This is a genomic window from Micromonospora sp. LOL_023, assembly GCF_048060115.1.
Lineage (GTDB): Bacteria > Actinomycetota > Actinomycetes > Mycobacteriales > Micromonosporaceae > Micromonospora_E.
Genome location: NZ_JBHMIM010000001.1, coordinates 68,475 through 88,414, shown reverse-complemented (window position 1 = coordinate 88,414; position 19,940 = coordinate 68,475). Strand labels below are relative to the sequence as shown.

Below are 19,940 nucleotides of genomic sequence, written 5' to 3'. Positions count from 1 at the left end.
GCCGGTACCGGCAGCGCTGAAATCGCGGTGCGGCTGTCCGATAGGTTGTCGGTATGACGCAGCACCACCTAGCCGGTTCCGGGCCGGGGGCACCGGTTCCGTTCGGGCGGCTCCTGACCGCCATGGTCACCCCGCTGAGCGACGACGGCTCGCTCGACCTCGACGGTGCCGCCAGGCTGGCCAGCTACCTGGTCGACGAGCAGGCCAACGACGCCCTGGTGATCAGCGGGACCACCGGCGAGTCGCCGACCACGACCGACGAGGAGAAGGCGCAGCTGCTCCGGGTCGTCATCGAGACGGTCGGGGACCGGGCCCGGGTGGTGGCCGGGGTGGGCACCAACGACACCAGGCACACCATCGAGTTGGCCGCCGCCGCCGAGAAGGCCGGCGCGCACGGCGTGCTGGTGGTCACGCCGTACTACAACAAGCCGCCGCAGGCCGGGCTGGTCCGACACTTCACCGAGGTGGCCGACGCGACCGGGTTGCCGGTGATGGCGTACGACATCCCGCACCGCGCCGGTGTTGCCCTGACCAACGAGACGCTGGCCCGCATCGCCGAGCACGAGCGGATCGTCGCGGTCAAGGACGCCAAGGGAGACCTGGCCGCCACCTCCTGGGTGACCAGTCGTACGGACCTGGCGTTCTACTGCGGTGACGACGCGCTGACGTTGCCGACGCTGGCGATCGGCGGGGTCGGCCTGGTCGGTACCTCCACCCATTTGACCGGCGCGCTGACCAAGCAGATGATCGAGGCGTACGTCGCCGGGGACCACGCCGCCGCGTTGGCTCTGCACCGTCGGCTGCTGCCGTTGTTCACCGGGATCTTCCGCGGCCCGGGCACGATCCTGGTGAAGGCCGCGCTCGCCGTACTCGGCCTGCCCGCCGGCCCGGTGCGCTCACCGCTGGTCGACGCCACCGAAGCCGAGCTGGATCAACTGCGCACCGACTGCGCCGACGCTGGACTGGAGCTGCCGTGAGTCAGGCACACATTGAGCTGGCCCCGCCACCGGAGTTGCCGCCGGGCGGGCTGCGGGTCATCCCGTTGGGCGGGCTCGGTGCGATCGGGCGCAACATGACCGTCTTCGAGTTCGACGGCAAGTTGCTCATCGTCGACTGCGGGGTGCTGTTTCCGGACGTCGAGCAGCCGGGCGTCGACCTGATCCTGCCGGACTTCACCCCGATCCTGGACCGGCTTGCCGACGTCCAGGCGATCGTGCTTACCCACGGTCACGAGGACCACATCGGCGCGGTGCCGTACCTGCTCGCCCACAAGCCGGACATCCCGCTGGTCGGGTCGGAGTTCACCCTGGCGCTGGTCGAGGCGAAGCTGGCCGAGCGGCGCATCGACCCGTACACGCTGACCGTGCGGGAGGGCCAGCGGGAACGGATCGGGCCGTTCGAGTGCGAGTTCTTCGCGGTCAACCACTCCATCCCGGACGCGCTCGCGGTGGCCATCCGTACCCCTGCGGGTCTGGTGCTGCACACCGGTGACTTCAAGATGGACCAGTTGCCGCTGGACGGGCGGATCACCGACCTGGCTGGGTTCGCCCGGCTCGGTGCCGAAGGCGTCGACCTGCTGCTGTCGGACTCGACCAATGCCGAGATCCCGGGCTTCGTCACTCCGGAGCGCGAGATCGGGCCGGTGCTGGACTCGATCTTCGGCAAGGCCAAGGGTCGGATCATCGTGGCCAGCTTCGCCTCGCACGTGCACCGGGTGCAGCAGGTCATCGACTCGGCGTACGAGTACGACCGAAAGGTCGCGTTGATCGGCCGGTCGATGGTGCGCAACATGGGCATCGCCCGCGATCTCGGCCTGTTGCGGATCCCGACCGGGCTGGTCGTCGGGCTGGACGAGGCGACGACGTTGCCGCCGGACCGGATCGTGTTGATGTCCACCGGGTCGCAGGGCGAGCCGATGAGCGCGCTGGGTCGGATGGCGACCGGCGACCACCGGCACATCACCGTCGAGCCCGGGGACACGGTGGTGCTGGCCAGTTCCCTGGTGCCGGGCAACGAGACCTCGGTCTACCGGGTGATCAACCGGCTGTCCCGGGCCGGGGCGACAGTGATCCACAAGGAGACGGCGAAGGTGCACGTCTCCGGGCACGCGCCGGCGGGGGAGCTGCGTTACGTGCTCAACGTGGTGCGGCCGAGCAACCTGATGCCGGTTCACGGCGAGTGGCGCCACCTGCGGGCCCACGCCCGGCTCGGCATCGAGTCGGGCCTGGACCCCAAGCGGGTGGTGCTCTGCGAGGACGGCGACGTGGTCGACCTGGTCGACGGGCACGCCACGAAGGTCGGGCACGTGAAGAGCCGGTACGTCTACGTGGACGGTCTCGCGGTCGGTGACGTCAACGAGTCGCTGCTGACCGAGCGGCGCATCCTCGGCGACGGCGGATTCATCGCGGCGACCGTGGTGGTCGACTCGGTGACCGGGAAGGTGGTCGGTGGGCCGACCGTCTCGGCCAAGGGTTTCTCTGACGATCCGGAGGCGTTCAGCCCGGCCATCCCGTTGATCACCGAGGCGTTGGGGCGGGCGGCGGCCGACGGTATCACCGATCCGCACCAGTTGCAGCAGATCGTCCGGCGGGTGCTCGGCCGGTGGGTCAACGACGCGTACCGGCGCCGGCCGATGATCGTGCCGACCGTCGTGGAGGTCTGAAGACGGCGTGGTTCGCGCCGTCGGGGCTGACCGGGGCCGCCCGTTGGCGGCATACTGGGTGGACAGTTGCCTATCGTCGTCCGGAAGGACTGGCGTGCGTGACGATCCTGGCACCGGTGAGTCTCCGGCGGCAGCGCGGCGCCGGCTCAGGCTGGCGCTGCGCCGTGCCCGCGAGACGTCCGGTTTCACCCAGGGCAAGGTGGCCGAGGCCTTGGACTGGTCGGTCTCCAAGGTGAACCGGATCGAGAAGGGTGACGTCACGGTCTCCAGCACCGATCTTCGGGCGTTGTTGGAGTTGTACGGCGTCGTCGACCGGGAGCGGGCCGCTGGTTTGCTACACGACGCGCGGACGTCGCGGCTGCGCGGCTGGTGGGACGAGCCGCGCTACCGGGAGCATCTGACCCCGGCGATGCTGCAGTTGCTCCAGTTGGAGAGCGAGGCCAGCGCGATCCGGGTGTTTCAGCCGACGCTGATCCCCGGCATGTTGCAGACCCGGGAGTACGGCGAGTTCGTGCTGAACTTCTGGCGCAGCGAGCTGCCGGAGGCCGACCGGGTGCTGCGGTTGGAGGCCCGGCTGCGCCGTCGCGAGCACGTGTTGGACCGGCCGGACCCGCCGGAGTTCCAGTTGGTGATCGACGAGTCGGTGCTCTGGCGCACGATCGGCGGTCCACAGGTGATGGCCGGGCAGTTCGCCCATCTGCTGCAGCTGATGTGTCGACCCAACGTACGGGTGCGGATCGCGCCGTTCGCCGATGCCGCGATCATGGCGATGCTTGCCCCGTTCACGCTGCTCGACTTCGGCGACGAGGACAATGCGCTGCTCTACCGCGAAGGCATTCTGTTGGACGAGATCGTGCACGCCGCCCAGCGGATCAGCCGGCACCGCGGCTACTTCGCGCTCATCTGGGAGTCGGCGCACGAGGAGGCCGCCTCGGCCAGGCTGATCGCCGAGCGGGCAGCGGCCCTGGCGACAGACGGGTTGCCGACGGAAGAAACCTGACGTTCAGCACCTTGTTTTTGCTACGAAGAAGCGTAAAAACGGGCACAATGCTGAAAAATTGGCATAAGTCCGAGAGGTGGATGACGCGATGTTGCGGGCAGACCAAGGATGGCGACGGAGCAGCCGGTGTGACACCAACGCCTGCGTCGAAGCGGCGGCAACGAGCGCTGGCGTCGAGTTGCGGGACTCAGCCGATCCAGCCGGCCCGCGTCTGGAGTTCGGTGAGGGCGGCTGGCGAACGTTCCTGCGCGGACTCGCCCAAGGCGAACTCGCCACGCCAGCGGCCCACCCGAGGTGAGGTTTCGCCGCGCCGGTGGAGACCGGGTGGAGGCCGGTCTCCACCGGCGCGGCCGCCCGGTTGTACGCGCTCCGGTCCTAGCCGGTTCATTCGTCTGATTGTGACATTCTGCATCGCGAATCGACTGATCCATTGATGGATGTCTCCCGTACCACCGCCCGGTACCTCCGAATGCGGTAGCGGAAGGAGACACGGATGCGACGCCGACGACTCAGCACTGCAGGGGTGACCGTGGCTGCGGTGGGGGTTCTCGCGTTCGTCACCCTGCCGCCGGTTCCTACCGGTACCGGGTCGAGTCCGGTCAAGGCGTGGGTGGATACCTCCTCGGGTTTTCGGTGAACTGACCGCCACCCGCCGCGCCGTCCCCGGGGACCGCCCTCCCCGGGGACGGCGCACCCACCCGTCCGACTCCCTGAGTACGCGTACCCTCCCGCCAACCCGAGGTCGTTCCTAACCTGGCAGGCGGGGAGGATTCGTGATGGGCTATCGGCTGTTGACCACCGTCATTCTGGCGCTGCACTTCGGGTTCCTGGCTTACCTGGTGTTCGGCGGCTTCCTCGCCTGGCGGTGGCCACGCACGATCTGGCTGCACCTCACCGCTGCGGGCTGGGGGGTGCTGGTGGTGGCGGCCAACCTGAGCTGCCCGCTGACGTCGGCCGAGCACTGGTCGCGCCGGCAGGCCGGCCAGGTCGGCTTCGACGAAGGGTTCGTCGACCGGTACCTGACCGGCGTGGTCTACCCCGACGGGTACGCCGGCCTGGCCCGTCTGGTGGTCGCCCTGGTCGTGGCGGTCAGCTGGGCCGGGTTGGTCAGGGCAGCTCGGCGACGGCGTCCGCGAAGCTGACCCCGGTAGCGATCGCCGCACTGACGAGTACGGCGATCTGCGCGCCGCTGACGCCGTACTCCAGGTCGGTGCTGACGTCGCCAGCGAGGATCAGCTCCCCGTTTCCGGTGTCGTGCACGTAGACCTTCGGCAACAGCCGGTCGTGGTTCCACGCGTTGCAGAACTGGAACGCCTCGGCCAGCCGACTGGCGGGCAGCCGCCGGTCCGCCATCATCCGGACGTGCAGGATCTCGTGCTCCTCGCCGAGGCGCTCGAAGTGGATCACCGCACACCCCCACTTGCCGCCGACAACCCCGCTCTCATCGACGAAGTACCGGTCGCCGCGTTCGTTGAGCGCGCCGGTGATGCCCTCCAACGTCAGCGGCGCGACCACATCGGACACGCCCCCTGGAGGTGGTCCACCCACTCCCGAAGCGTTGCCGACCGGCTGCTCGGCGGGCAGTTCGACGGTGTCGACGAGCGGTTCGGCGGCCAGCCAGCCGGCGATCCGCCTCGACTGGTGGTCGGTGCCGTTACGGGCGTCGAAGCGGGCCGCCAGGTCACCGGCGGCGGCGGCGAGTTCGACGCCGAGCGCCTCGACGGTCGGGTCGGTCGCCGGTCGGTCGCCGTGCTCCGGCCGGTGCACGACCCGTTCGCCAAGACCGGTGGCGGTGGCGAGCCGGCAGACCAAAGCGGCGGCGGCGGCGAACTCCATCGCCGAGGCGTCGTCGTACGGGCGGTCGAACCACTCCAGGTGCTCGGCGAGGATCTCCAGTCCGCGTTCGTGGTGGTTGGTCAGCGCGCAGAACCGCAGGTGCTCGGCGAGGTACGGGAAGGCGTCGCGTTCGTGGCGGTGCCGACGGTACGCGCGAACGTGCGCCTGGGCCGCCTCGGCGTACCGGCCGAGCCGCAGGTACGGCATGATCACCACGACCAGCGCCTTCTCCGGCTGCTCGGTGCAGCCGAGGGCCCCGCTGAGCACCGGCTCGGCCACCGCGAGAGCCTCGGCCCACTCGCCCCAACCGGCGAGCAGGTCGGCCTGCCGCGACGGGTCACAACCGGCGCAGTCGCTGTTCTCGTCGCGTTCGGCGGTCCGCCAGCGGTCCAGCCACTGCCGGGCCTGCGTCTCGTCGCCGACATGGTCGGCGATCTTGCAGCGCAGGTTGTAGACCGCCTGCAGACTCTGTCCGCTGGCGGTGAACCGGCGTTGCATGTCGTCGAGCGCGGCCTCGGTCTGCGCCAGACCCACCCGTGGGGTGCTGCGCAGGGTGGCGACCGCCCACTTGTGGTACCAGCGCAGGAGTTCGGCGTCCCAGGGCTCGAACAACTCCGGGTGCCGGTCGAACGTGTTCAGGCACCACCCGAACGACGGCAGCATCCGCCACCGTTCGGTGTGGTTGTTGTACGTGTCGATCAGGGCCATCCGGGCGTCGAAGCCGAGCCGGATGTGACCGGCGGCGTCGGCGTGCGCGGCGATCCGCTCCAGCTCGGTGATCTTGCCGTCACCGTCGGGCAGGTCGGTCGCCTCGTTCAACGCCTGGATCAACTCGTCGGCGGTCACGGGGTCTCCTCGGCGGGGGTGCCCGGCCCAGCGGTCGGGTCGGTGAATGCCTGGTCCAGCAGGGCCAGGAACGATCGGTTGAGGGCGGCGCTGTCGACTGCCCGCAGCGGATGGTGCCCGGCGAGCAGCGCCTGACCGTAGAGCGCCTCCACGGCGTGCCGCAACGCCGCTCCCGGTGGGTGACCGGCGAGTCGGCGGATCAGCGGGTGTCGCCAGTTGAACACCAGCTCCGGGCGGTGGTCCACGTCGACGTCGGCGAACGCGGACAGCACGTCGGACCAGAGCTCGTCGGAGCCTTCCTGGCCGCGCCGGATACTGTCTTGCTCCTGTGCTGCCCGGCCGAGGACGTACAGGGCCGGCACGGTGACCGGGTCGAACTGGCGCAGCTGCGGGACGCAGTCCAGTTCGGCAAGTACCGACCGGGCGGCGGCCAGCAGGTTGGCGGCCAGCGCCAGCTGCCCGGGGGACAGTGTCTCCAACCGGGCGGCGAGCTCACCGGGGTCGAGCCGGCGGGTGCGGATCGCCGGGTCGAGGCGGGGCAGCCGTTGCAGGATCTCGGCGTCGTAGGCGTAGCCGGCGTTGACGATCGGGGTGCCGGCGGCGGAGGCGATCGCGGCGAGCGACCGGAACTCGTCGACGGTCTCCACGTACCGGATCATCGACAGGTGCTGACGGAACGTCCGCAGCGGCATCATTCCGCGACTGGTCTCGAACGGCAGCCAGGAGTCGACCAGCCGCAGCATCTCGTCGTCGCGTACGGCGAGCGCCTTGACGCCGAGGTGGTGCACCCGCAGGAAGGTGGCGAGCCGCTCGGGGTGGCTGACGGAAAGCTCCAACAGCCAGTCGCGAATCTGTCCGCCCAACCCCTGCCGCACCGCGCTGAGCAGGTCGTCCTCGTAGAGGGCCTCTCGGCTGGCGGTCGGGCGCAGCACCGTGGTGTCGACCACGCAGCGGACGAAGAACGCCCAATCCGGTAGCAGCTTACGGGCGTCGTCGCTGAGTAGCATCCGCTTGAGGTAAACCCGGTGGCTGCCCTGCCCGACGGTGGCGGCCGACGGCAGCACGAAACCGACACCGACCAGTCCGGCCTCCGGCACCCGCAGGTCGAGCACGTCCATCGGCCTGGCGCCGAGCACGGTGGTGCCGTAATCGAGCAGCGCTTCGCGGCGTCGCTGCGGGTCGTCGTAGACGATCTCCCACGGCGCCTGCGGCTCGGTCAGCCGGACCGGCTCGGCCGCAGGCGGGGCGAACAGCACCGGTACGTCCAACAGATGCGCGTACCCGGTCACCAGCTCGCGGACCTGGGCCGGGGCCAGCCACGGACCGGCGTCGGCGCGTGGGCGCAGCGTGACGCTGGTGCCGATGTCGTCGCGGGCGGTGTCGTCGATCTCGGTGGTGTAGCGCCCGTCGGCGTACCCGGTCCAGCGCACCGCCGGGCCGCCGTGCGCCGAACGGGTCACCACCTCGACCGCGTCGGCGACCATGAAGCACGACAGCAGGCCGATGCCGAACTGGCCGAGGAAGTCCTGCCGGGCGAAGCCCAGGTCGTCGCGTTTGGAGGTACGCCCGACGCTGGCCAGGAAGGTGTGCACCTGCGACTCGGTCAGCCCGATGCCGTCGTCGTGCACCCGCAGCACACCGTCGGGGGACGGCTCGATCGTGACCGCGCCGCCGGACCAGTCGGGTTCGACCTCACGGCGGGCGGTGATCGCGTCGGTGGCGTTCTGCACCAGTTCCCGGGCGAACACCCGCGGGCTGGCGTAGAGGTGGTGGCTGAGCAGGTCGACGATGCCCCGCAGGTCGACCTGGAAACGGTGCTCCATCGGATCAGTGCGCCAACTCGGCGACGGCGTCGGAGACCTGGCAACCGGTGGAGATGCCACAGCTGATCAGGTGGTCGAGCTGGGCTGGCGTGACGCCGCGTTCCAGGTCGGTGACCAGCTCACCGACGATGTGGGCGGTGCCGTCGTCGTCGACGTGGACGAAGGACTTGGGCCACAGCCGGTCGTGGTTCCACGCGTTACAGAACGCGTACAGCGTCGGCACGTCGTCCACGGTGAACGTGGTCGCCGCAATGGTACGGATCCGCAGCAGTTCGCCCTGCGGCCCGAGTCGGGAGAAAAAGATCACGTTGTCGTTCCAGCGGCCGACCAGGTCACCGTCGTCGTCGATCTGGAAGCGGTACTCGCGGGCGGTCAGCACCTCGGCGACGAACTCGGTGGTCAGCGGTCGCAGGACCTGCATCTCACCGCCACCGGCGGGCGCATCCGACAGGTCGTCTGGGTCCGGCGGGGGCATTGGTGTTCCTTTCAAACGGGCGGGGCCAGTGGGGGTCGACGCGGGCGGGGCGTCGGCAGCTCGGCCGTGGGGGACGGTAGGGCCGATCGGAATGGTGGCACAGCCGCGCCGACGTCCGGGGCCCGGACACGGCCGCCGTGGCGAAGACGGTCGCGGACACGGCTGGAAAAAGCGAGGATTCGTACGCCGTGCGGGCTACCGTGTGACTCTATGGCGGGCCGTACCTCCCAGGCGAGTCGGCGGCGTGGCGGGTCGACGACCCGGGGCGCCACCGCCAGCCGTGCCCGGACGCCGGCCCGGAAGCGTCCGGTGGCCCGCAGACGTCCGGCCCGCAGCTCGCCCGCGGTGTTGGTGGGGCGGGCCGTCGGCGCTACCTGGATGGGCCTGGCCCACGGTGTCGGCTGGGCGGTCCGGGCTGCCGGGCGCCGGGCGGCGACCGCCCGCGATCTGGGGCCGGAGCATCGCCGGGACGGCGCCGGGCTGTTTCTGCTCGGGTTGGCGATCCTCACGTCGATGGCGGTCTGGTTCAGTGCGGCCGGGCCGTTCGGTCTGCGCGTCGCGGACTCGTTGCGGCTGTTCGTCGGCGCGATCGCGGTCGCGGTGCCGCTGCTGCTGCTGATCGGCGCGGTTCGCCTGATGCGCGATCCGCCGGAGGAGCCGGAGCCCCGGGGACGCGGGGTGGTCGGCTGGTCGGCGATGCTGGTCGGCACCGCCGGCCTGTTGCACATCGGCCAGAGTCCGGCCGACGACCTGCAGCGGGACTATGCCGGTGGGCTGATCGGGCTCGGTATCGGTGAGGTGTTGCAGCGGTCGGTGAGCTACTGGGTCGGCGTACCGTTGCTGATTCTGTTGTTGATCTTTGGTTTGCTGGTGGTGACGGCCACCCCGATCAACAAGATCCCGGAGCGGCTGGGCCTGCTCGCGGGCGTGGTGACCGGGCGCGGCCCGGATGCCGGCGCTGACGGCGACGCCACCGGCGGTGCTGCCGACGACGGCGAAGGGCCGGATCCGGACCGGGCGCGGCGGCGGCCGGCCCGGCGGCGGCAGGCGAGCCGCACCGCGGACGCCGACGCGGGTCCGTCGCCCGACCCGGGTGTCCGGGACGACCTGCTCGACCTGCAGGAGACCATCGAGTTGCCGCGCAAGTCGCCGGCCAGGGTGCCGGCGACCCGCAAGTCGGTCGAGCCGCCGGAGCACTCACCGGTGCCGACCCGGGCCGAGCAGTTGGCGATCACCGGCCTGGCCGGCGACTACACGTTGCCGCCGCCGAAGCTGCTGAGCACGGGTCCGCCGGCCAAGACCCGCAGCAAGGCCAACGACGAGGTGATCGCGGCGCTGCAGGGGGTGTTCGAGCAGTTCGACGTCGACGCCGCGGTGACCGGGTTCACCCGTGGTCCGACGGTCACCCGGTACGAGGTCGAGCTCGGCCACGGGGTCAAGGTCGAGCGGATCACCCAGCTGTCGCGCAACATCGCGTACTCGGTGAAGTCACCGGACGTGCGGATCCTCAGCCCCATCCCGGGCAAGAGCGCGGTCGGGGTGGAGATACCGAACACCGACCGGGAGGATGTCGCGCTCGGTGACGTGCTGCGTTCCCGGGCGGCCAGTGCCGACCACCATCCGATGCTGGTGGCCCTCGGCAAGGACATCGAGGGCGGCTACGTGGTCGCCAACCTGGCGAAGATGCCGCACATCCTGATCGCCGGGGCGACCGGGGCCGGCAAGTCGTCCTGTTTGAACTCGTTGCTCGTCTCGATCCTCACCCGGGCCACCCCGGATGAGGTGCGGCTGCTGCTGATCGACCCGAAGCGGGTCGAGATGACCGGCTACGAGGGCATCCCACACCTGGTCACCCCGATCGTCACCAACCCGAAGAAGGCGGCGGAGTCGCTGGAGTGGGTGGTGCGCGAGATGGACATGCGCTACGACGACCTGGCCGCCAACGGCGTGCGGCACGTCGACGACTACAACCGCAAGGTCCGGGCCGGGGAGATCACCGCGCCACCAGGCAGCGAGCGGGAGATCCGGCCGTATCCGTACCTGCTGGTGATCGTCGACGAGCTCGCCGACCTGATGATGGTCGCGCCGCGCGACGTGGAGGATTCGGTGGTCCGGATCACCCAGCTGGCCCGGGCGGCCGGCATCCACCTGGTGCTGGCGACCCAGCGGCCGTCGGTGGACGTGGTGACCGGTCTGATCAAGGCGAACGTGCCGTCGCGGCTGGCCTTCGCCACCTCGTCGTTGTCGGACTCCCGGGTCATCCTGGACCAGCCGGGCGCGGAGAAACTGATTGGTCGCGGCGACGGGCTGTTCCTGCCGATGGGGGCCTCCAAGCCGCTGCGGATCCAGGGCGCCTGGGTCACCGAGAAGGAGATCGACGACATCGTCACCTTCTGCAAGAAGCAGCGGGAGCCCGAGTTTCGCCCGGACGTGCTGACCGTCGCCCAGGAGAGCAAGAAGAAGATCGACGAAGACATCGGTGACGACCTCGAGGTGCTGGTGCAGGCGATCGAGCTGGTGGTGACCTCGCAGTTCGGGTCGACGTCGATGTTGCAGCGCAAGTTGCGGGTCGGCTTCGCCAAGGCGGGGCGGCTGATGGACCTGATGGAAACCCGGGGCATCGTCGGCCCGTCGGAGGGGTCCAAGGCGCGCGACGTGCTGGTCAAGCCGGACGAGCTGGCGGAGGCGTTGGCCGCGCTGCGCGGAGTCGAGGCGGGCTGAGAAAAAGTGGTACGGTCGTACGAATTGGTGCGCCCGTACCACTTGGAGGTTTGTCGTGGCCTGGATCGTGCTGGCCGTCGCCGGGGTGCTGGAGACCGGATTCGCCCTCGCGCTCAAGCAGAGCGCCGGATTCACCCGGCTGGTCCCGTCGGTCTTCTTTGTCGCCTTCGCCGCCGGCAGCTTCGGGCTGCTCTCCCTGGCGCTGCGCGACCTGCCGGTCGGCACCGCGTACGCGGTCTGGACCGGCATCGGCGCGGCCGGGACCGCGGTCGTCGGGATTCTCTGGTACGGCGACCCCAGCCACGCCGGCCGGCTGGTATCCATCGCGCTGATCGTCGCCGGCGTCGTCGGGCTCCGGCTGTTCCACGGCGGCTGAGATGGCCATCACCGGCAAGGGTGCCCTCCGCCGCGCCGCGCTGCTCGCCGCTGCCTGCGAACTGCTGCAGGAGGTCGGCTTCGACCAGATCAGCCATCGGACGGTGGCGACCCGGGCCGGGCTGCCACTCGCCGCCACCACCTACTACTTCGCGACCCTGGACATCCTGCTCGCCGCCGCCACCCAGGAACTGCGCAGCCGGCATCTGCGGGCCGGCCGCGAGATCGTCGACGCGACCGGTGCCGGGCTCTGCCCGCCGGACCGGCTGGCCGAGGTGGTGATCGCCATCCTGGTCGGCGACCTGGTCGACCCGCCACCAGCCCGGGTGAGCGCGCTCTACGAACGGTTCCTGCAGGCTGGCCGGCGACCTGCCGTCCGTCCGGTGGTCCGGGACTGGAACACCGGTCTGGTCGACCTGCTGGCCGACCTGCTGCACCGGGTCGGCTACCCACCCCCGCCCGACGGCGCCCGGACGCTGCTCGCGCTCGCCGACGGCATCCTGCTCAGCGAACTGGCCGAAGGCGGGGACACCGCGCTCGATCAGGCACGCCGCCGGCTGGCCGTGGCGCTACCGACGGTGACCGGGACCCCGGTGGGACGGCCGGGCTGACCGCCGGTCCGTCTCTTGAGCGGTTGCTCGGGACGGCACTGGGACGCCGCGGCCCTGCGGACCGGTACCCTCGTCAGGTGTCTGCGTTTCTCCCGACCCCACCGCCGCCCTCCGGCCGGCGAGTCGCCCTGCTCACCCTGGGCTGCGCCCGCAACGAGGTCGACTCGGAGGAGTTGGCGGCACGACTGGACTCCGACGGCTGGCAGGTGACGACCGACGCCGACGGTGCCGACGTGGTGGTCGTCAACACCTGCGGCTTCATCGACAAGGCCAAGCAGGACTCCGTGCAGACCCTGCTCGACGCCGCCGACACCGGGGCCAAGGTGGTGGCGGCCGGTTGCATGGCCGAGCGGTATGGCCGGGAGCTCGCCGATCAGCTGCCTGAGGCGCAGGCCGTGCTCAGCTTCGACGACTACCCGGACATCTCCGGCCGGTTGACCGCTGTCCTGGCCGGCGAGGCGATACCCGCGCACGTCCCCCGGGACCGCCGTCAACTGCTGCCGCTGACCCCGGTGGCCCGCCAGCGGTCCGGTGTCGTGGTCCCCGGGCACGCGGTGGTCGACGAGCGGACGCCGGCACACCTGCGGGCGGTGCTGCGCCGTCGGCTGGACACCGGCCCGGTCGCCTCCCTCAAACTCGCCAGCGGCTGCGACCGCCGGTGCAGCTTCTGCGCCATCCCGGCCTTCCGCGGCGCGTTCGTCTCGCGTACGCCCGACGAACTGCTCGCCGAGGCGCACTGGCTGGCCGGCACCGGCGTGCGTGAGCTGGTGCTGGTGAGCGAGAACTCCACGTCGTACGGCAAGGACCTCGGCGATCCCCGGGCGCTGGAGAAGCTGCTGCCGCAGCTCGCAGCGGTCGACGGCATCGTCCGGGTCCGGGTCAGCTACCTGCAGCCGGCGGAGACCCGGCCTGGTCTGGTCGAGGCGATCGCGACGACCGACGGCGTGGCGCCGTACTTCGATCTGTCGTTCCAGCACGCCAGCGAGCCGGTGCTGCGCCGGATGCGCCGGTTCGGCTCGACCGGGCGGTTTCTCGACCTGTTGGCCTCCGCCCGGTCGCTGGCACCGCAGGCCGGTGCCCGGAGCAATTTCATCGTCGGCTTTCCCGGTGAGACCCGGGCCGACGTCGAGGAACTGGTCCGGTTCCTGTCCGCCGCCCGGCTGGACGCGGCCGGGGTGTTCGACTACAGCGACGAGGAGGGCACCGAAGCCGCCGACCTGCCCGGCAAGGTGCGGGCGGCGACCGTCAAACGCCGGTACGACCGGATCAGTGCGCTGGTCGAGGAGCTGTGCGCGCAGCGGGCCGAGGAACGGGTGGGCGGCACCGTCGACGTGTTGATCGATACGGTCGAGGCGCTGCCCGATTCGGACGACCCGCTGGTCGAAGGGCGCGCCGCACACCAGGCACCGGAGGTGGACGGCTCGACGACCCTCGTCGCGTCCGGGCACCGGACGGCCGGCGGCAGGTCGGTGGAGCTGGTTGGGCTGCGCCCCGGCGACCTGGTGCGGGCCACGGTGACCGGCACCGAAGGGGTGGACCTGACCGCGGTGCCGGTCGAGGTGCTCTCGCCGGCGGCCAGGGGCCAGTCGCTGTCGACCGTGGCCAGGTGAGCGGATGTCCGAGTCGGGCGCTCCTGCCGGTACGCGTCCGGTGGTGCCGGCTGTTCCGGTAGTCAACGCCGCGAACGCGCTCACCGGCCTGCGCATGGTGCTGGTGCCGGTCTTCGTGGCCTTCGTGGTGGCATCCGAGATGACCCATCCGGGCTGGCGGATCGCCGCCTGTCTCACCTTCGTGGTCGCCTCGGCCACCGATCTGGTGGACGGCTGGATCGCCCGCCGGTACGCGCTGGTGACCTCCTTCGGCAAGGTCGCCGATCCGATCGCCGACAAGGCGCTGACCGGTACCGCCCTGGTGCTGCTGTCGGGGTACGACCTGGTTCCCTGGTGGGTGACCGGGCTGATCCTGGTGCGGGAGCTGGGGATCACGCTGGTCCGGTTCTGGGTGTTGCGCCACGGGGTGATCGCGGCCAGTAGAGGTGGCAAGGTGAAGACCGCGCTGCAGATCACCGCTATCGTCTGGTACCTGCTGCCGCTGCCGACGGCACTCGCCGCGGTGGCCCCGTGGGTCATGGGGGCGGCGCTGCTCGTGACGGTGGCCACCGGAGGGGACTACCTGGTCCGGGCGCTGCGGCTACGCCGTCCGTCGGTTGGCGGGCAGCCGTGAGCGGGCACGGGTGAGCGAGGGTCTCGCCGGCCCGGACGCTCCCGACGGCGGTGATCTCGGTGTCGACCGGCCGGCCGCAGGTAGCCCGGCGGCGGCGGTGGTGCACGCCCTGACCGAGCGGGCACAGACGCTGGCGGTTGTCGAGTCGCTCACCGGCGGGCTGCTGGCCTCGGCGTTGGTCGACGTGGCGGGAGCCAGCGCGGTGTTCCGCGGCGGGCTGGTCGTCTACGCGACCGACCTGAAGGCGTCGCTGGCCGCAGTGCCGGCCGGGCTGCTGGCGCAGCGGGGTCCGGTCGACCCGGACGTGGCGTTGGCAATGGCCGAGGGCGGCCGGGTCCGCTGCGCGGCGGACTGGGCGCTGGCCACCACCGGGGTCGCCGGTCCCCAGCCGCAGGGCGGCAAACCGGTCGGTCGCCTGTATGTCGCGGTGGTCGGACCGGGTGTCCGGCAGGTGCGTCGGCTGGACCTCGGTCGGGGACGCGACGCGGTGCGCGCGGCGAGTGTCACCGCTGCGTTGCGTCTGTTGATCCTGCAGCTGCGGGGTCTGCCGCCGGCCGAGGGGACATAACTCGCATCCTGTCGATTCCGCGCCCTGAATCTCATTCGTACGTCAGGGTGGGGTGTCGATCGGTTGGCTAGCGGATAAGGTTGCGGGAAGCCTCCGGCACTAGCCGGCCGGTCCCGATCAGGGGGAGGTGCGATGGTCCTGCTACGCCGCGTCATCGGTGACGCGCTGCGTGCCCGCCGGCAGGGTCAACGCCGGACCCTGCGGGAGGTCTCCACCGCCGCGAACGTCAGCCTCGGCTATCTCTCCGAGATCGAGCGTGGCCAGAAGGAAGCCTCGAGCGAGCTGCTCGCGGCGATCTGCGACGCGCTCGGTGCCAAGCTCTCCGAGATTCTGCGTGATGTCAGTCACACTGTCGCCGATGCGGAGCAGGTGCAAGGGGTTCTGGTGGCGGTGCCGGAGCAATCCGCGCCACCGACCGACGCCCACCGCCGCCCGGAGCCGCCGGTCACCGCCCGGTCCGGTTCGGCGCTGCGGCCCGACACCGAGGCCGGTCGGGTCGCCGCAGAACGCGGCGAGGATATGGTCCACCAGGTCGCGACCGAGGACGGCGTGACGGTTTCCGTGCGCAACGACTCCCCGCTCAAGACGACGCTACGGGCGACGCGACGGGTGTCGCACGCCGGCGGCCGGGAGCGCGATGTCGTCTGTGCCGCCTGATCCGCTACGCCGGGACACCGCCGAGCCCGCGGCGCGCGGGCGATCGCGCCGCGCGGAGCGGGCCGCCGCAGGTCCGTGGTTGGCCAGCGCTGGATCCGGGCCACTAAGGTTGATCCCCTACCGGCGTACCCTGCGGAATTCCCACTGACGCCCCATGACGCCGTGGCGGCGGCCTGGGACGATGGCATGGGGTGCGTCGCACCACTGCCCGGGTCGGGTCTGATCAGTGCCCGACCGTAAGCGCCGATAGTGAGGGGATACCGCGGACATGGCGAACCCGTTCGTCAAGGGTTGGCGCTACTTGATGGCGTTGTTTGGGGCCAAGATAGATGAGCACGCCGATCCGAAGATTCAGATCCAGCAGGCGATCGAGGACGCCCAGCGCCAGCACCAGGGGCTGGTCCAGCAGGCCGCCGCGGTGATCGGCAACCAGCGTCAGCTGGAGATGAAGCTGTCCCGGCAGATGGGCGAGGTCGAGCGACTGCAGGGGATGGCCCGGCAGGCGCTGGTGCTGGCAGACAAGGCACGTGCCGCCGGGGACGAGGCTGAGGCGAACAAGTACGAGCAGACCGCGCAGACGCTCGCCACCCAGCTGGTCTCCGGTGAGCAGTCGATGGAGGACCTCAAGACCCTGCACGACCAGTCACTCGCCGCCGCCACTCAGGCTCGTCAGGCGGTGGAGAACAACCAGATGATCCTGCAACAGAAGCTCGCCGAGCGGACGAAGCTGCTCAGTCAACTCGAGCAGGCCAAGATGCAGGAGACCGTGGCAGCCTCACTGGAGTCGATGTCGGCGCTCGCGGCGCCGAAGAACACTCCGTCGCTCGACGAGGTGCGCGACAAGATCGAGCAGCGGTACGCGACCGCGATGGGCCGGGCCGAACTGGCGGGAAACTCGGTCGAGGGACGGATGCTGGATGTCCAGAAGTCGACCCTGGACATAGCTGGCTCCTCGCGCCTCGACCAGATCCGGGCCAGCATGGCCGGGGACAAACTCGCCGGAGCGCAACCGTCGCCTGCCGTCGAGTCGACCCCGACCGCCGACGGTGCCAGCGTCGCCCGTCTCGACCAGCTACGCGCCTCCATGGCGAAGGACAACAACACCGGTGACGCCAGCGCGGCCAGCTGATCGCTGCCGACGCGGTATCCAGCCGGCCGCCGGGGAGGAGCAACAGTGGCAGATCCACGTACCCGCTACTTCCGCAACCTGCGCCGGCTGCGTCGGTCCGCCCGCCGCTGGAGCGTGTTCGCCGGCGGTTTCGGCGGAGCGGCGGCGGTGCTGGTGCCGCTCGGCGGTGTCAGCCCGGTCGACGCCTGCTGGGCCGCGGCGGCCGGTGCCAGCACCGCGCTGGCGTTTTGGCGGTGGTCCGACCTGCGTGCCCTGACGGCGCAACCACCCCCGCCTGCGCCCGATCCGGCCATCGCGGCCGAACAGGCCCGGCTCAGGATCGTCGCGTCGGTCGAGCGCAATCCACTGGGCCGGGCCGCCGTCGGCGGGATCCGTCGCCAGCAGGCACTGCTCGCGCTGCGCGGCACCGCCGCCGCCGACTCCTGGTCGCGGCTCGATCGCGCCTCGCGTACCCTCGCCGGGCTGGCACCCCGGCTGACCGGACCGGGCGAGCCGGCCCAGTTGGAAGCGGCGGTGGCCGAAAGATCTCTGCGTGACCTGGCATACCGGGTCGCCAGCGTGGAGAAGGCATTGCGGCTCGCGCCGGCCGACGCCACCCTGGCCAACTCCCACCGGGTCCTCGTCGAGCAGTTGGCGACCGGAATCGTGGCCTACGAGGGCCTGGTCGCGGCCGCCGCGAACTACGTCGCCGAGGACGGCCGCGCGGCCGATGAAGATCCCTCGGTGTCCCGGCTCACCGAGGCCAGCGACCTGCTGCGGGGGGTGGCGGCAGGGCTGGCCGAGCTGCGTCGCCACGCTGATCCGGCTGGCAGTTCGGGCACCAGTAGCTGACCCTGCCGGCCAGCTCGGCCCGACGTACCGTGGTGCCGCAGCGGCGACACGGCCGATGCGCCCGGCCGTACACGTAGGTGGCCTCCTGCGGCAGCCCGGTGATGGTGCGGCGGCTGCGACCCCGGTTCGCCAGCAACAACCGGTGTGCCAGTTCGACCAGCGCCGTCAGATCGGGCACCTCGCGCACCGGCGTCCACGGCGCGACGCCACGCAGGAACAGCACCTCACATGCGTACACGTTGCCGACGCCGGCCAGGTTCCGCTGGTCGAGCAGGCCCTCGGCGACCGTGACGTCGGGCTGAGCGGCCAACCTCCGTACCGCCTCGGCCGCATCCCAGTCGGCGCCGAGCAGGTCGGGCCCCGACCCTGCGGTCAGCTCCGCCTCCCGGGCCGTCTGCACGACAACCAACTCGTGCAGGTGGTAGCCGACGGCGGCGGCGTCCGTGGTGCGCAGCACGGCTCGGATCAGGTGCGCGGGCCGCGAAGCCCAGCGTTGCCCGCTGCGGTAGACCCGCCAACTGCCGTCCATCCGTAGGTGTGAGTGCAGCGTGAACCGGCGGTCGTCCGGCGCGGCCAGCCGGATGAGTAGGTGTTTACCCCGGCTGAGGCAGTCCAGTGCGACCCAGCCGGTCAGTTCGACGGTGGCCAGCCGAGGGACTCGAAAATCACTACCGGTCAGTCGGCGGCCGGCCAACGCCGCCCGTAATACCTGGGCGGTGTTCCAGACGGTGTCGCCTTCGGGCACGTGTCCATCTTGCCGCAGGATGGACGCCCGAACAGACGACACCGGGGGGCGGAGAAGATCCGCCCCCCGGTGCAGGTCGTCGGCCAGCGGTCCGGATCGTCCTCGACGCCCGACCCGCCGGTACCTGAAGGTCAGTATCGTCGTCGGAACACCGCGAAGGTGGCACCGGTGCCGAGGAGTAGCGCCCCGCCCAGGATCACCCAGATGACGGTGGAGCTGATCCCGCTGCCCAACTCGGCGTTCGCCTTGACCGCCGCGAACATGCTGTCGTCGGGCGGCGCAGGCATCGCCACCGGCGGCAGCTCCTCGTAGCGCACCAGCCCAGTGCTCTCCAGCAGGCTCATATGAGTCTGAACGAAGCCGTTGGCGTCCTGTGCCAACTGCCGGACCACATCGTTGCGGGTGCTGGCCCGTACCGCTCCGATGACCGGGAAGATGTTGCCGTGCGCGGCCCGGAGCCGGTCGACGAAGTAGCGGTCGAACCGTGCGCCGGTTGCCGTCTTCATCTCGTTGACGAAGCCCTGCTGAGTCGGGGTGGCGTCGGTGGGCAGCTCCACCCCGAGCTGGTTCGCCGCCTCGACGACGAGTAGGTCCAGCTCGATGTGCTGCGCGGCGATCTCGGCGCCGACCTCCCGGACCCGCTGCGTGCTGCCCTTCTCCGCGGCCAGTTGGCCGGCGGGGATCTCCCACAGGCCGGCCAGCCGAACCCCATTGAGTAGCGCGATGTCGGCGGCACCGAGCTGAGTTGATCCGGACTGCTGGGCCTGGGCGACGCCGGGCAGGACGAGCAGTCCGGCGACCAGACCCACGAGGGCCGCCGTGAGTCGGCGCGGGGTGCGTGCCGCAGATCGTGCCCGAACCATAGTTACTCAACCTCCGAGTGGGGACCATAGAGGAGTTAGTGATCGATCAGAACGTTATGCCGGATACCCGTTCGCCGTCAATGCTCCGGGCCGGAAATTGTCAAACTTTGGCTACGTCTAATCGCTTGCTGTGGTTAATCTTACTGAACTCGACGGCATCGTACGTTCGGCTGATCCCAACGGTTCAAGGTCCAGGTCAGGGCGTTGCTCACAGAGTGCGAATTCGGGAGTTCGACCGACACCTGACAGCCGACGTGTTGCACGCAGGTAACAGCGTGCCGACACGGTAGCAGAATGTGGGCCTATTCTTGACCCTGTGATGCGTGATTCCGCTACGGGTACTCGTCGGGGCGGGGCGCCCGGACGATCTCGGCGTAGCGTGGGTGACTGGCCCCGTAGATTGCGAAGTTGAGCCGGGCATAGGAGAGGCTTAGGTCGCCGTTCGGTCCGTCCCGCACCACGCCAGCGTCATCGTCGCTCTGGCCGTCGTTGGTCCAGAAGCAGACGGGACAGGTGATGCATCCGGTCCGGTAACCACAGCAGGGACATCTGTCGACGGAGTACGGGCCCACCGG

At 70.4% G+C, this 19,940-nt stretch carries 20 protein-coding genes; 14 read left to right on the top strand and 6 right to left on the bottom strand.

Annotated features, from left to right (window positions below; all coding sequences use genetic code 11):
- The first annotated feature begins 53 nt into the window (after positions 1–53).
- The 5 genes from dapA to ACFHVL_RS00370 all read left to right on the top strand — a co-directional run bounded on the left by dapA (position 54) and on the right by ACFHVL_RS00370 (position 4,804).
- Positions 54–977 (top strand): 4-hydroxy-tetrahydrodipicolinate synthase, encoded by a 924-nt coding sequence (dapA, locus tag ACFHVL_RS00390; protein WP_416624497.1) that lies wholly within the window; start codon positions 54–56, stop codon positions 975–977.
- Complete coding sequence (locus ACFHVL_RS00385; protein ID WP_416624495.1) at positions 974–2,662, top strand: ribonuclease J; 1,689 nt, start codon at positions 974–976, stop codon at positions 2,660–2,662. The genes dapA and ACFHVL_RS00385 overlap by 4 nt, the downstream gene beginning before the upstream one ends.
- 94 nt (positions 2,663–2,756) lie before the next feature.
- Positions 2,757–3,662: a helix-turn-helix domain-containing protein gene (locus ACFHVL_RS00380; protein ID WP_416624494.1), complete on the top strand. Its 906-nt coding sequence runs from the start codon at positions 2,757–2,759 to the stop codon at positions 3,660–3,662.
- An 88-nt stretch (positions 3,663–3,750) separates the two neighbouring features.
- Positions 3,751–3,960, top strand: a complete 210-nt coding sequence (locus ACFHVL_RS00375; protein ID WP_416624493.1) for a DUF397 domain-containing protein — start codon at positions 3,751–3,753, stop codon at positions 3,958–3,960.
- A 478-nt stretch (positions 3,961–4,438) separates the two neighbouring features.
- Complete coding sequence (locus ACFHVL_RS00370; RefSeq protein ID WP_416624492.1) at positions 4,439–4,804, top strand: DUF2784 domain-containing protein; 366 nt, start codon at positions 4,439–4,441, stop codon at positions 4,802–4,804.
- Here the strand turns inward: ACFHVL_RS00370 and ACFHVL_RS00365 are convergent.
- From ACFHVL_RS00365 to ACFHVL_RS00355, 3 genes are read right to left on the bottom strand one after another with little or no spacing between them, the layout of a single operon-like run.
- A complete protein-coding gene (locus ACFHVL_RS00365) occupies positions 4,770–6,344 on the bottom strand; it encodes a YbjN domain-containing protein (RefSeq protein ID WP_416624491.1) in 1,575 nt (524 codons plus the stop codon). The two genes, ACFHVL_RS00370 and ACFHVL_RS00365, sit on opposite strands and share 35 nt — an antisense overlap.
- Entirely contained in the window at positions 6,341–8,167 is a 1,827-nt protein-coding gene (locus ACFHVL_RS00360; protein ID WP_416624489.1) for an HSP90 family protein, read from the bottom strand. Before ACFHVL_RS00360 ends, ACFHVL_RS00365 begins: the two co-directional genes overlap by 4 nt.
- A 4-nt stretch (positions 8,168–8,171) precedes the next feature.
- Positions 8,172–8,642 carry a YbjN domain-containing protein gene (locus ACFHVL_RS00355; protein WP_416624487.1) on the bottom strand — a complete coding sequence of 157 codons (471 nt, stop codon included), beginning with the start codon at positions 8,640–8,642 and terminating at the stop codon, positions 8,172–8,174.
- Between the two features lie 210 nt (positions 8,643–8,852).
- On the opposite strand from ACFHVL_RS00355, the gene ACFHVL_RS00350 reads away from it, so the two are divergent.
- The 9 genes from ACFHVL_RS00350 to pspM all read left to right on the top strand — a co-directional run bounded on the left by ACFHVL_RS00350 (position 8,853) and on the right by pspM (position 17,757).
- Entirely contained in the window at positions 8,853–11,363 is a 2,511-nt protein-coding gene (locus ACFHVL_RS00350; RefSeq protein WP_416624486.1) for a DNA translocase FtsK, read from the top strand.
- Positions 11,364–11,418: 55 nt separating this feature from the next.
- A complete protein-coding gene (locus tag ACFHVL_RS00345; protein ID WP_416624484.1) occupies positions 11,419–11,739 on the top strand; it encodes a DMT family transporter in 321 nt (106 codons plus the stop codon).
- 1 nt (position 11,740) lies between these two features.
- On the top strand, positions 11,741–12,349 hold the full coding sequence (locus ACFHVL_RS00340) for a TetR/AcrR family transcriptional regulator (protein ID WP_416624483.1): 609 nt from the start codon (positions 11,741–11,743) through the stop codon (positions 12,347–12,349).
- 77 nt (positions 12,350–12,426) lie between these two features.
- Positions 12,427–13,959 (top strand): 30S ribosomal protein S12 methylthiotransferase RimO, encoded by a 1,533-nt coding sequence (gene rimO / locus ACFHVL_RS00335; protein ID WP_416624482.1) that lies wholly within the window; start codon positions 12,427–12,429, stop codon positions 13,957–13,959.
- Positions 13,960–13,963: 4 nt separating this feature from the next.
- Positions 13,964–14,572, top strand: coding sequence for a CDP-diacylglycerol--glycerol-3-phosphate 3-phosphatidyltransferase (pgsA, locus tag ACFHVL_RS00330; protein ID WP_416624481.1), 609 nt, complete (start codon positions 13,964–13,966; stop codon positions 14,570–14,572).
- 10 nt (positions 14,573–14,582) lie between these two features.
- Positions 14,583–15,140, top strand: coding sequence for a CinA family protein (locus ACFHVL_RS00325; RefSeq protein WP_416624480.1), 558 nt, complete (start codon positions 14,583–14,585; stop codon positions 15,138–15,140).
- Between the two features lie 132 nt (positions 15,141–15,272).
- Positions 15,273–15,797, top strand: coding sequence for a helix-turn-helix domain-containing protein (locus ACFHVL_RS00320; protein ID WP_416624479.1), 525 nt, complete (start codon positions 15,273–15,275; stop codon positions 15,795–15,797).
- Positions 15,798–16,065: 268 nt separating this feature from the next.
- Entirely contained in the window at positions 16,066–16,926 is an 861-nt protein-coding gene (locus tag ACFHVL_RS00315) for a PspA/IM30 family protein (protein WP_416624477.1), read from the top strand.
- 45 nt (positions 16,927–16,971) lie between these two features.
- Positions 16,972–17,757 carry a phage shock envelope stress response protein PspM gene (gene pspM / locus ACFHVL_RS00310; protein WP_416624475.1) on the top strand — a complete coding sequence of 262 codons (786 nt, stop codon included), beginning with the start codon at positions 16,972–16,974 and terminating at the stop codon, positions 17,755–17,757.
- Here pspM and ACFHVL_RS00305 read toward each other — a convergent pair.
- From ACFHVL_RS00305 to ACFHVL_RS00295, 3 genes are all read right to left on the bottom strand, one after another.
- Positions 17,660–18,502, bottom strand: a complete 843-nt coding sequence (locus tag ACFHVL_RS00305; protein ID WP_416624474.1) for a DNA-formamidopyrimidine glycosylase family protein — start codon at positions 18,500–18,502, stop codon at positions 17,660–17,662. The two genes, pspM and ACFHVL_RS00305, sit on opposite strands and share 98 nt — an antisense overlap.
- Before the next feature lie 131 nt (positions 18,503–18,633).
- Positions 18,634–19,365: a DUF4142 domain-containing protein gene (locus ACFHVL_RS00300; RefSeq protein ID WP_416624473.1), complete on the bottom strand. Its 732-nt coding sequence runs from the start codon at positions 19,363–19,365 to the stop codon at positions 18,634–18,636.
- A gap of 332 nt (positions 19,366–19,697) precedes the next feature.
- Positions 19,698–19,937, bottom strand: coding sequence for a CPCC family cysteine-rich protein (locus ACFHVL_RS00295; protein ID WP_416624472.1), 240 nt, complete (start codon positions 19,935–19,937; stop codon positions 19,698–19,700).
- Between the last annotated feature and the right edge of the window lie 3 nt (positions 19,938–19,940).

What these genes read in the sequence shown, in the direction of transcription:
- ACFHVL_RS00360 (WP_416624489.1), bottom strand. Translation starts at nt 8,167, where the DNA reads ATGGAGCACCGTTTCCAGGTCGACCTGCGGGGCATCGTCGACCTGCTC.
- ACFHVL_RS00320 (WP_416624479.1), top strand. Translation starts at nt 15,273, where the DNA reads ATGGTCCTGCTACGCCGCGTCATCGGTGACGCGCTGCGTGCCCGCCGG.
- dapA (WP_416624497.1), top strand. Translation starts at nt 54, where the DNA reads ATGACGCAGCACCACCTAGCCGGTTCCGGGCCGGGGGCACCGGTTCCG.
- ACFHVL_RS00300 (WP_416624473.1), bottom strand. Translation starts at nt 19,365, where the DNA reads ATGGTTCGGGCACGATCTGCGGCACGCACCCCGCGCCGACTCACGGCG.
- ACFHVL_RS00340 (WP_416624483.1), top strand. Translation starts at nt 11,741, where the DNA reads ATGGCCATCACCGGCAAGGGTGCCCTCCGCCGCGCCGCGCTGCTCGCC.
- ACFHVL_RS00315 (WP_416624477.1), top strand. Translation starts at nt 16,066, where the DNA reads ATGGCGAACCCGTTCGTCAAGGGTTGGCGCTACTTGATGGCGTTGTTT.
- ACFHVL_RS00370 (WP_416624492.1), top strand. Translation starts at nt 4,439, where the DNA reads ATGGGCTATCGGCTGTTGACCACCGTCATTCTGGCGCTGCACTTCGGG.
- ACFHVL_RS00350 (WP_416624486.1), top strand. Translation starts at nt 8,853, where the DNA reads ATGGCGGGCCGTACCTCCCAGGCGAGTCGGCGGCGTGGCGGGTCGACG.
- pgsA (WP_416624481.1), top strand. Translation starts at nt 13,964, where the DNA reads ATGTCCGAGTCGGGCGCTCCTGCCGGTACGCGTCCGGTGGTGCCGGCT.
- ACFHVL_RS00355 (WP_416624487.1), bottom strand. Translation starts at nt 8,642, where the DNA reads ATGCCCCCGCCGGACCCAGACGACCTGTCGGATGCGCCCGCCGGTGGC.
- ACFHVL_RS00375 (WP_416624493.1), top strand. Translation starts at nt 3,751, where the DNA reads ATGTTGCGGGCAGACCAAGGATGGCGACGGAGCAGCCGGTGTGACACC.